This is a genomic window from Rhodococcus sp. UYP9, from assembly GCF_040547235.1.
Lineage (GTDB): Bacteria > Actinomycetota > Actinomycetes > Mycobacteriales > Mycobacteriaceae > Rhodococcoides.
Genome location: NZ_JBEPPH010000002.1, coordinates 674,642 through 684,667 on the forward strand (window position 1 = coordinate 674,642; position 10,026 = coordinate 684,667).

Annotated in this window: 11 protein-coding genes; 9 read left to right on the top strand and 2 right to left on the bottom strand. The window is 63.4% G+C overall.

Annotation, left to right across the window (positions count from 1 at the left end):
• Window positions 1–37 precede the first annotated feature (37 nt).
• The 7 genes from hemL (at window position 38) to ABIB36_RS09670 (ending at window position 7,573) form a co-directional block, all read left to right on the top strand.
• Window positions 38–1,363, top strand: a complete 1,326-nt coding sequence (hemL, locus tag ABIB36_RS09640) for a glutamate-1-semialdehyde 2,1-aminomutase (protein ID WP_354563424.1) — start codon at window positions 38–40, stop codon at window positions 1,361–1,363.
• The gene (locus ABIB36_RS09645; RefSeq protein WP_354563426.1) at window positions 1,360–2,034 is read left to right on the top strand and encodes a histidine phosphatase family protein; all 675 of its coding nucleotides are present in this window, start codon (window positions 1,360–1,362) and stop codon (window positions 2,032–2,034) included. The genes hemL and ABIB36_RS09645 overlap by 4 nt, the downstream gene beginning before the upstream one ends.
• Complete coding sequence (locus ABIB36_RS09650; RefSeq protein ID WP_269304863.1) at window positions 2,027–2,629, top strand: TlpA disulfide reductase family protein; 603 nt, start codon at window positions 2,027–2,029, stop codon at window positions 2,627–2,629. Before ABIB36_RS09645 ends, ABIB36_RS09650 begins: the two co-directional genes overlap by 8 nt.
• Entirely contained in the window at window positions 2,626–3,447 is an 822-nt protein-coding gene (locus tag ABIB36_RS09655; RefSeq protein ID WP_084346184.1) for a cytochrome c biogenesis CcdA family protein, read from the top strand. Before ABIB36_RS09650 ends, ABIB36_RS09655 begins: the two co-directional genes overlap by 4 nt.
• Complete coding sequence (gene resB, locus ABIB36_RS09660) at window positions 3,444–5,087, top strand: cytochrome c biogenesis protein ResB (RefSeq protein WP_084346183.1); 1,644 nt, start codon at window positions 3,444–3,446, stop codon at window positions 5,085–5,087. Before ABIB36_RS09655 ends, resB begins: the two co-directional genes overlap by 4 nt.
• Before the next feature lie 3 nt (window positions 5,088–5,090).
• Entirely contained in the window at window positions 5,091–6,059 is a 969-nt protein-coding gene (gene ccsB / locus ABIB36_RS09665) for a c-type cytochrome biogenesis protein CcsB (protein WP_354563431.1), read from the top strand.
• 92 nt (window positions 6,060–6,151) lie between these two features.
• On the top strand, window positions 6,152–7,573 hold the full coding sequence (locus ABIB36_RS09670; RefSeq protein WP_354563433.1) for a MinD/ParA family ATP-binding protein: 1,422 nt from the start codon (window positions 6,152–6,154) through the stop codon (window positions 7,571–7,573).
• Between the two features lie 49 nt (window positions 7,574–7,622).
• On the opposite strand, the gene ABIB36_RS09675 is transcribed toward ABIB36_RS09670, so the two are convergent.
• On the bottom strand, window positions 7,623–7,823 hold the full coding sequence (locus tag ABIB36_RS09675) for a hypothetical protein (protein WP_084346181.1): 201 nt from the start codon (window positions 7,821–7,823) through the stop codon (window positions 7,623–7,625).
• Between the two features lie 100 nt (window positions 7,824–7,923).
• On the bottom strand, window positions 7,924–8,136 hold the full coding sequence (locus ABIB36_RS09680) for a BldC family transcriptional regulator (RefSeq protein WP_084346180.1): 213 nt from the start codon (window positions 8,134–8,136) through the stop codon (window positions 7,924–7,926).
• Window positions 8,137–8,455: 319 nt separating this feature from the next.
• Between ABIB36_RS09680 and ABIB36_RS09685 the strand changes: the two genes are divergently transcribed.
• A complete protein-coding gene (locus ABIB36_RS09685) occupies window positions 8,456–8,776 on the top strand; it encodes a DUF4229 domain-containing protein (RefSeq protein ID WP_084346179.1) in 321 nt (106 codons plus the stop codon).
• On the top strand, window positions 8,776–9,864 hold the full coding sequence (gene cds1 / locus ABIB36_RS09690) for an L-cysteine desulfhydrase Cds1 (protein WP_084346178.1): 1,089 nt from the start codon (window positions 8,776–8,778) through the stop codon (window positions 9,862–9,864). The genes ABIB36_RS09685 and cds1 overlap by 1 nt, the downstream gene beginning before the upstream one ends.
• Window positions 9,865–10,026: the final 162 nt, after the last annotated feature.

Genomic DNA, 10,026 nt, shown 5'->3' on the forward strand with positions numbered 1-10,026 from the left:
AGTTGGCGAAACGGGTAAACCTGGGACACTGGAGTTCGTGACTGTTCCGACCGGCGACGATGCCCCTGTTTCGGCCCGACTCTTCGAGCGCGCGAGCGCGGTGATTCCTGGTGGAGTGAACTCCCCGGTTCGGGCCTTTCAATCGGTAGGTGGAACCCCACGGTTCATCGCCGAGGCCAGCGGATACACGATGATCGACGCCGACGGAAAGTCCTACGTCGACCTGATCTCCTCGTGGGGTCCGATGATCCACGGACACGCCCATCCGGTCGTGGTCGAAGCGGTCCAGAAGGCAGCAGCGACGGGCCTGTCGTTCGGCGCGCCGACCGAGCGGGAAATCGAGCTCGCGGAGGAAATCATCGGCCGTGTGGGTCCGGTGGAGCAGATTCGCCTTGTGAATTCCGGCACAGAGGCCACGATGAGCGCGGTCCGCCTCGCGCGCGGTTTCACCGGACGCACCAAGATCCTCAAGTTCTCCGGCTGCTATCACGGACATGTCGATGCGTTGCTCGCCGATGCAGGCTCGGGTCTCGCGACACTCGGGCTGCCGACGTCGCCAGGCGTGACGGGTGCGCAGGCCGCCGACACGATCGTGGTTCCGTACAACGACCTCGCTGCCGTCGAGACCGCGTTCGCGGAGAATCCAGGCGAGTTCGCCTGCATTATCACCGAGGCTGCCGCAGGCAACATGGGCGCAGTCCCGCCGGTCACCGGCTTCAACGAGGGTCTACGTCGCATCGCCACCGACAACGGTGCACTGCTGATCATGGACGAAGTGATGACGGGATTCCGTGTCAGCGCCGCCGGTTGGTACGGCATCGACGGCGTCGCAGGCGATCTCTACACCTTCGGCAAGGTCATGAGCGGCGGGCTCCCCGCAGCTGCATTCGGTGGTCGCGCCGACATCATGGCCTACCTCGCCCCAGCCGGTCCGGTCTACCAAGCGGGCACCTTGTCCGGTAACCCGGTTGCCGTCGCAGCCGGACTGGCCAGCCTGCGACTGGCCGATGCGGCGGTCTACGAAAAGCTCGAGAACAACTCCAAGCAGCTCGGCGGACTCCTCGGCGATGCCCTCACCGCGGCAGGCGTTCGTCATCATGTGCAGTTCGCGGGCACTATGGTGAGCGTGTTCTTCTCCGACGGACCGGTCACCGATTATGCAGGTGCCAAGGCAGCCGAGACCTGGCGTTACCCGGCCTTCTTCCACGGCCTGCTCTCCCGCGGCGTCTATCCGCCGCCGAGCGCATTCGAAGCCTGGTTCGTCTCCGCAGCCCTGGACGACACAGCCTTCTCGATCATCGCCGACGCTCTACCCGCCGCCGCTCGTGCAGCAGCCCAAGCAGAAGCTGGAACCTCCAAGTGACCGACGCGCCCACCACGAACGACACCACGCATCCGCACCAGGCCAGCAGGACAATCGTCCATGTCCTGCGTCACGGTGAAGTGCACAATCCGAAGGGCATCCTGTACGGACGCCTCCCCGGATTCCGGCTGTCGGTCACGGGCCAGGCCCAAGCCACTGCCGTCGCCAATGCTCTTGCCGGACACGACATAGCGCTCGTCGTCGCATCGCCGCTCCAACGCGCGCAGGAAACTGCGACACCGATCGCGGCGGCGCACGGGCTCACGGTGGCGGAGGACGAGAACCTCATCGAAGCGGGAAACGACTTCGAGGGCCTTCGCGTCGCAGTCGGCGACGGCGCTCTGAGCCGTCCGCGCCACTGGTGGAAGCTACGTAACCCGTTCACCCCGTCGTGGGGCGAGCCGTACCTACAGATCGCGCACCGCATGCTCGCCGCGGTCGGAGCTGCACGTGTCGCCGCGGTGGGCCACGAAGCCGTCGTCGTCAGCCATCAGTTGCCGGTGTGGACACTGCGGCGATTCCTGCAGGGAGAACGACTCTGGCACGACCCGCGGCACCGTCAGTGCGGTCTCGCTTCGCTCACCTCTCTCGTCTACGAGGGCGACACCCTCGTGGACATCGTCTACTCCGAGCCCGGCGGTGCCAGCGATCCCAGGATCACCGGTGCGTAGATTTCTCACTGCCGCCTCTGCCGGCATCTCCGTGGTGGCACTGCTCGGCGCCTGCGCTACCGGCACCGACGCGGTTGCCACCGGCGGTACCTTCGACTTCGTCTCGCCGGGTGGCCAAACCGAGATCTTCTACGATCCGCCGTCCGAGCGCGGAACGGTCGGCACGTTGTCCGGGCCCGACCTGATGACCGAAGGCGACACGACGTCGTTGTCCGATTACGAAGGTAAGGCCGTCGTGATCAATGTCTGGGGGCAGTGGTGCGGACCGTGCCGCGGTGAGGCCGACGACCTCGAAGAGGTCTACGAGAACACCAAGGATCTCGGCGTCCAGTTCCTCGGTATCAACGTCCGCGACAACGCCCAGGACAAGGCACAGGACTTCGTCATCGACAACAACGTGACCTACCCGTCGATCTACGACCCCCCGATGCGCACCCTCACCGCTCTCGGCGGCATACCGACTTCGGTGGTTCCCACCACGATCGTGCTCGACAAGAAACACCGCGTCGCAGCAGTCTTCCTACGTGAACTGCTCGCCGAGGACCTGCAACCCGTCGTCGAACGGGTCGCGGGCGAGGGGCCCGAGCAACAGTGAGTAACACGGTCCACTTGGCGGGCATCGGCGAGACGTTTCAGACGACGGCGTCGACGGGTCCACTCGTCCTCGCCTTCGGCGTGTGCGTGCTCGCCGGTCTCGTCTCGTTCGCGTCGCCGTGCGTGGTTCCGCTGGTTCCCGGATATCTGTCGTATCTCGCGGGGGTAGTCGGGGCCGACGCACCGGCGGTGACCGCGACGGAAGCTGCGACGACGAAGGTACGGACTCGGACTCGCATGCGAGTCGCCGGTGCGGCAGGGCTCTTCGTGCTCGGCTTCACCGTGGTGTTCGTACTGGCGACGGCCACGGTCTTCGGCGCGATCTCGGTACTGGCAGTCAATCGCGAACTGCTGATGCGAATAGGTGGCGTCGTCACCATCGCAATGGGGTTGGTGTTCGTCGGACTGGTGCCTGCCCTGCAGCGCGACGTCCGATTCGAGCCGCGCCGAGTCGGCAGTCTCGTCGGCGCACCACTGCTCGGTGGCGTGTTCGCATTGGGATGGACCCCGTGCCTCGGACCGACCCTCGCGGGCGTCATCTCGCTCGCCGCGGGAACCGAAGGGGCGACGGCGGCACGCGGAGTAATACTCATCGTCGCGTACTGCCTCGGACTCGGATTGCCGTTCGTCATTCTCGCCTTTGGATCGGTCAGCGCACTTCGCGGAGTCGGCTGGCTTCGTACCCATTCACGACAGATACAGGTATTCGGCGGAATCATGTTGATAGCAGTAGGAATTGCCCTCGTGACCGGCGCGTGGGACGTGTTCGTCGGTTGGGTCCGTGACGCTTTCGTATCGGACGTGGTGTTGCCGATATGACCGATCTCGACACCCGGCCGGAGCAGGCGCCCCGGCGCCAATCCCCGCCGCGACGCGTCCTCGCAGGCGCCCGCAACACCTGGCGTGGCCTGACGAGCATGCGGACGGCGCTCGTCCTGCTCTTCCTGCTGGCCTTCGCGGCGATTCCCGGTGCATTGGTTCCCCAACGCAGCCTCAACGCCGGCAAGGTCGACGAGTACATCGCCGCCCGCCCGACGCTCGGCCCGCTGATGGACAAGCTGGAACTGTTCGACGTCTTCAGCAGCTTCTGGTTCACCGCCATCTACGTGCTGCTGTTCGTCTCTCTCATCGGCTGCATTCTTCCGCGCTGCATAGAGCACGGAAAAGCTTTGCGTACCAGACCTGTTCGGGCTCCCCGGAACCTGTCGCGGCTACCGCACCATCGTCGGTACGTCGCCGACGGATCACCCGAGGACACTGCAGCAATCGTGCAGGCACAATTGCGCGGCTGGCGCGTGGAGAAGCGTGAAAGCAACGGGGAGGTGACGCTGTCTGCGGAGAAGGGGTACCTCCGAGAGTTCGGCAACCTCGTCTTCCATATCTCGCTCGTCCTGCTCCTTGCCGCCATCGCGCTGGGCAAGCTGTTCGGATACGAAGGCAACGTCGTGGTCATCGCCAACGACGGGCCAGGGATCTGTAGCACCTCACCGGCAATTTACGACAGTTTCCGCGCAGGCAACCTCGTCGACGGCACCGGACTCGAACCACTGTGCGTCCGGGTCGAGGATTTCAAGGCCGACTACCTGGAGAACGGTCAGGCCGAGCAGTTCACGTCCAACATCGAGTACCAGGCAGGGGACGACCTCGCGAACAATGTCTGGAAGTCCGATGTCCTGCAGGTCAACCATCCGCTACGGGTGGCAGGGGACCGTGTCTACCTGCAAGGCCACGGATACGCACCGACATTCACGGTGACCTTCCCGAACGGCGAAACCCGCACCGAGACCATCCAGTGGCAACCGACCGACGCCACGACCTTCCTCTCCAGCGGCGTGATGCGCATCGACCCACCGGGAGGGCTCTACCCCGACGCAGAGGACCGTCGCAAGAACCAGATCGCGATCGAGGGCCTGTTCGCACCGACTGCGTTCTTCCACGACAAGCTGCTCTCCTCCAGCTTCCCGGCGATGACCGACCCCGCCGTCGCCATCGACATCTACAAGGGTGACACCGGACTCGATACCGGACTTCCGCAGTCACTGTTCACGCTGAACCAGGAGATGATCAACCAAGGCAGGCTCGTCAAGCAGGACCGAATCAACCTGAAGCCAGGTGAGGCGTCGACGCTGTCCGACGGCACGACGGTCCGATTCGACGGTGCCGAAGAGTTCGTGAATCTGCAGGTGTCGCACGATCCGGCGCAGACCTGGGTGCTCGTTTTCGCGCTGACGATGATGAGCGGACTGCTGGTCTCGCTGGTGATCAAGAGGCGCCGAGTGTGGGTCCGACTCCTTGCGGATGCTGACCCACGACGTACTGTAGTAGAACTTGGCGGGTTGGCTCGTACCGATCAGGCCGGGTGGGGTGAGGAGTTCGACAACCTCTGCGAGCGTCTGATTGCCGACGTGAAAACTGTGGACGCAAACTCTGTGAACACGAAGAACGACCAGGAGAACTGACCGATGCCGATTAACGAGACGCTCTCGCAGTACAGCGACTGGTCTTTCGAGTCCTCATTCACGATCTACGTACTCGCATTCATCCTGCTCATTGCGCAGTACGCCTCGGTGAAGGCCTCGGCCGTCCACACCAAGGAACTTGTCGGCTCCGGTGCGCCGATCGCGACAGCCACCGGCCCGGGGCGCATTGCCGACGCGCCGAAGCGTCCGCTGTCCGAGCGTCTGGCCGGTATGGGATACGCGCTGCTGATCCTCGCACTCGTGCTGCATGTCGCAGCGGTCGTCCTGCGCGGGTTCGCAACGCACCGGTTCCCGCTGGGCAACATGTACGAGTTCGTCACCATGGCCACCGCCGCTGCGACCCTGACCTCGATCGTGTTGCTGCGTAAGCGAGCGATGCGCCCGATGCTCGTCTTCGTCCTGGCGCCGATCATCATTCTGATGTTCCTCGCCGCCACGAAGCTCTACGCCGACGCCGCACCCGTCGTGCCTGCACTGCGCTCCTACTGGCTGCCGATCCACGTCACCATCGTCAGCGTCGGCAGTGGAATTCTGCTCGTCTCCGGCGTCGCGAGCCTGCTGTTTCTGCTGCGCATCAAGCAGCCCGCCGGCGAGGAGAAGAGCACCGCGCTCGGCAGATTCGCCGCCAAGCTGCCCGACGCTCAATCGCTCGACCGGCTCGCGTACAAGACGACGATCATCGCGTTCCCACTGTTCGGTGCAGGCGTCATCCTCGGTGCAATCTGGGCAGAAGCAGCGTGGGGCCGCTTCTGGGGCTGGGATCCCAAGGAAACGATGTCCTTCATCACCTGGGTCATCTACGCCGCGTACCTGCATGCTCGTGCAACGTCCGGTTGGCGGAACACCCGCGCAGCCTGGATCAACGTCGGTGGTTTCGTCACCATGTTGTTCAACCTCTTCATCATCAACATGGTGGTCTCCGGTCTGCACTCCTATGCCGGTCTGAACTAGCTGGTAACGTCCGCCTGAAATTATTGGCAGGACCGAAGGTGGCGTGCTGGGGAGCGCGTCACCTGTCTCGGTAACGGTGGGGGGACAAGTTCATGGCCGATTGGCAAATGAGTTCGTGGCAGGCGGTGCGGCCGGAAGAGCCGGACGAGGACCGGCCTTCGTCGATCACTACACCTCCAGAAGTCACGGCTTCAACAGTCACCCCTGCAGAAGACATGCCTCCGGCAGTCACCGCTCCAGAAGTCACACCGCCAGAAGTCACACCACTGGGCGTCACGGCCTCGGTCGTCGCGCCGGTGGAGGCTCCATCCCGTGAGCCTGAACCTGAACCCGTGGCTGCAGCGGTGCACGATGCCGAGACTCCTGTTGTCACGATCGCCGAGCCGCCAGCCGACGCTGCACCCGAGGCCCTGCTCGACCCACCTGAGGCCCTGGTCGAAACTGCACCCGACCCTGGCTTCCGGTCGACGCCGGTACCGATGCCGACCGAGGATCAGCATCCACGCACTTCGCCGCAGACTTCGCTACCTGCGCCGGTAATCGCTTCGTCCGCACTCGATCTGACCAATGCGTTGCTGGTGAAACAGGTCAGCCCCGCGCCACTATCGGGTTGGCGCCGGTGGCTGTATTCCGCGTCGGGCAAGCGGGTGAACCTGGGCAACAGTCCGCGGGACGAAAAACAGTTGCGCCTCGTTCGACAGGTCGACCGCCAACTGGTCGGCTGCTACCGAGTGTCGGTGCTCAGCCTCAAGGGAGGCGTCGGAAAGACCACGACTACGGCGACTCTCGGATCCATGTTCGCGAACATCAGAGGCGACCGCGTCATAGCTGTCGACGCCAATCCCGATCGAGGGACGCTGAGTCAGAAAGTACCCATCGAAACGCCGGCGACAGTGCGAAACATGCTGCGCGACATCGACAGTTTGGATCGCTACAGCGACGTACGCGGATACACCTCGCAGAACGAGTTCAGGCTCGAGGTGCTTGCGTCGGACTCCGACCCTGCTGTGTCGGAAGCATTCAGCGGCAGCGACTACGATCGCGCCGTCGATCTGCTCGAAAAGTTCTACAGCATCGTCCTGACCGATTGCGGTACCGGTTTGATGCACTCCGCCATGGACAGCATCCTGTCCGGCTCCGATTCACTGGTTGTGGTCAGTTCCAGCTCGGTCGACGGGGCTCGGAGTGCGTCGGCCACCCTCGATTGGCTCGACGCACACGGCTACCGAGATCTCGTTCGATCCTCGGTAGCCGTCGTCAATGCCGTGCGGCCGCGAGCGGGGAAAGTCGATCTGGCAAAGGTGGTCGAGCACTTTGCGCAACGCTGCAGGCAAGTCGTGCTCGTGCCCTTCGACCCGCACCTGGAAGAGGGAGCGGAGATCGACCTCGGTCGACTCAAACCCAAGACTCGGTTCGCTCTGTTGGAATTGGCTGCTGCCGTAGCCGCAGACTTCCCCAGCACTCGGCCGGACGCCGCGCGCACGGAAGATCGGACAAGAACAGCCCGCTCCTGAGGAGCGGGCTGCAGACAGAGGCGCGAGGACGGTTCACCCGTCTCGCTCGTTACTCTGGTTGATCTTGTTTTCCCGAATCCTGACCATCGGTGCCCGAGCGTCGAGTATCGCGATTCATCTTCCACAGGAATTCTGGGTCGTCGTCAGGCCCGATCACCTTGCCTGCGGGTTCCTGCATCGTCGGACCGAACGCCTTCCAGAACAAGACGATCACTGCTACCAAGCCGATCATCGCCAAAAGATAGATCATGTCGCACCTCCTCATAAGAGGGTAGCCGCGTGGGGATGCGATGTGCACCCCACGCGGCTCGCAGTTTCCTGAGAATCGACTCTTCTGTGTGAGCGGCGAGCTACCTGTGTCCGGCCTCGGTGGTCAGCGAGGTCAGCAAAGCCATGACCTCGGACTCACGGAAACGACGGTGGCCGCCGGGTGTCCGAAGTGATCCGAGCCGTCCTGCGTGTGCCCATCGGGTCACAGTCTTCGGATCGACATGAAAGAGCGCCGCTACCTGCCCCGGTGTGAGCAGTGAATCCTGAGCCTTGTGCAGAGTTGGTGCGCTCATCTTCTCGTGTCCTCCTGCGTGCTGAATCGCGTTTGATCGATCGCTGATGTGTCCGGTACTGCTGGTGTGTCTTCACCCCTACGGGGTCCTCGGTGAAGCAAGACCCGCCCTCGTGAGGTGTGAATCCCGAATCGGGACCCGCCCGCGAGGACCTGCGTTCTCGTCCGATCGGTCGAGCACGCGTGGTGTACGAGACCCATGGTTACATCCAGACCCCTAGGTACTCGACTGACCTAAAGTTGGTAAAGGGGAGGTAATGGACAAATCGGATAAGTCAGGCGGCATCGAGAAGGGTTGTTCCGAGCGGTAGCCTGGGGTCGTGACCGAAAGCAACACGCCCCCCGCGCCCACCGCAACAAAGGGTCAGCTGTTCCGTGACATAGCTCTTTACACCGGAGCACGCTTGTTGCTCGTCATCGTCATCGCCGCCGCCATCTTCGGAATCGGTCTCATCTTCGGCGTCGAGGTGCCCATACTCGTCGCCGCGGTGTTCGGAGTGCTGATCGCCCTGCCGCTGTCGCTGCTGCTGTTCAAGTCACTTCGCATACGGGTCAACGTGTCGATCGCCGGAGTGGACGAGGGACGCAGGCAAGCGCGTGCAGATCTGCAATCGAAGCTCCGCGGAGAAGACGGCCGTTGATGACCCGCATCGTCGATCACTCGGCGTCGCGTGAATGGGTCGACAACGCAGTCCGGCTGATCGACGCCGACGCCCAACGTAGCGCCGACACCCATCTGCTGCGCTACCCACTGCCGGCCGCCTGGAACGTCCAGCTCTACCTCAAAGACGAGTCCACGCACATCACCGGAAGCCTCAAGCACCGGCTCGCGCGCTCACTGTTCCTCTACTCGATCTGCAACGGTTGGGTTACCGAGAACACCACCGTCGTCGAAGCATCCTCCGGATCGACAGCAGTCAGTGAGGCATACTTCGCGCGCCTACTCGGCCTGCGCTTCGTCGCCGTCATGCCGCGCAGCACCAGCCCCGCCAAAATTGCGCTCATCGAAACCCACGGCGGAAAATGTCACTTCGTCGACGACCCTGCCGCGATGTACACCGAAGCGCACCGACTCACCGCCGAACCCGACACGCACTACATGGACCAGTTCACCCACGCCGAACGCGCAACCGACTGGCGCGGAAACAACAACATCGCCGAATCCATCTTCGACCAACTCACCCGCGAAGAGTCACCCATACCCACCTGGGTCGTCGTAGGAGCAGGAACCGGCGGCACCAGCGCCACCATCGGCCGCTACATCCGATACCGACGGCACGCCACACGATTGGCCGTCGTGGACCCGGAGAACTCCGCCTTCATCGGAGGGTACGAAAGCGGAAGCGCCGACTACGAGACCGACAAACCATCTCGGATCGAAGGAATCGGACGTACACGAATCGAACCATCCTTCGTCGGACAGGTCATCGATCGCATGATCGCCGTGCCCGACGCAGCATCCGTCGCCGCCACCAGACACACATCCACAGTTCTCGGGAAGCGCGTCGGCGGATCGACCGGAACCAACATGTGGGGTGCCTTCGGGCTCATCTCCGACATGATCTCCGCCGGCAACCACGGCAGCGTCGTGACAGTGCTGTGCGACGGCGGAGAACGCTACGCCGACACCTACTTCGACGACAGCTGGGTCGCCGAGCAAGGAATGGACCTGACCGGCCCGACATCGGTCCTCGAAAACTTCCTCAAAACCGGAGAATTCGCACCCTGAACCCCCAGTCCCGCAGGCTCTACTCCCGCATCTATGGGTCGTTCCGCAGGCTCTACTCCCGCCCAACTGGGTCGTTCCGCAGGCTCTACTCCCGCCCAACTGGGTCGTTCCGCAGGCTCTACTCCCGCCCAACTGGGTCGTTCCGCAGGCTCTACTCCCGCC

Coding starts and splice junctions, on each gene's coding strand:
- ccsB (WP_354563431.1), top strand. CDS start 5,091: ATGCCGATTAACGAGACGCTCTCGCAGTACAGCGACTGGTCTTTCGAG.
- resB (WP_084346183.1), top strand. CDS start 3,444: ATGACCGATCTCGACACCCGGCCGGAGCAGGCGCCCCGGCGCCAATCC.
- ABIB36_RS09670 (WP_354563433.1), top strand. CDS start 6,152: ATGGCCGATTGGCAAATGAGTTCGTGGCAGGCGGTGCGGCCGGAAGAG.
- cds1 (WP_084346178.1), top strand. CDS start 8,776: ATGACCCGCATCGTCGATCACTCGGCGTCGCGTGAATGGGTCGACAAC.
- ABIB36_RS09675 (WP_084346181.1), bottom strand. CDS start 7,823: ATGATCTATCTTTTGGCGATGATCGGCTTGGTAGCAGTGATCGTCTTG.
- ABIB36_RS09680 (WP_084346180.1), bottom strand. CDS start 8,136: ATGAGCGCACCAACTCTGCACAAGGCTCAGGATTCACTGCTCACACCG.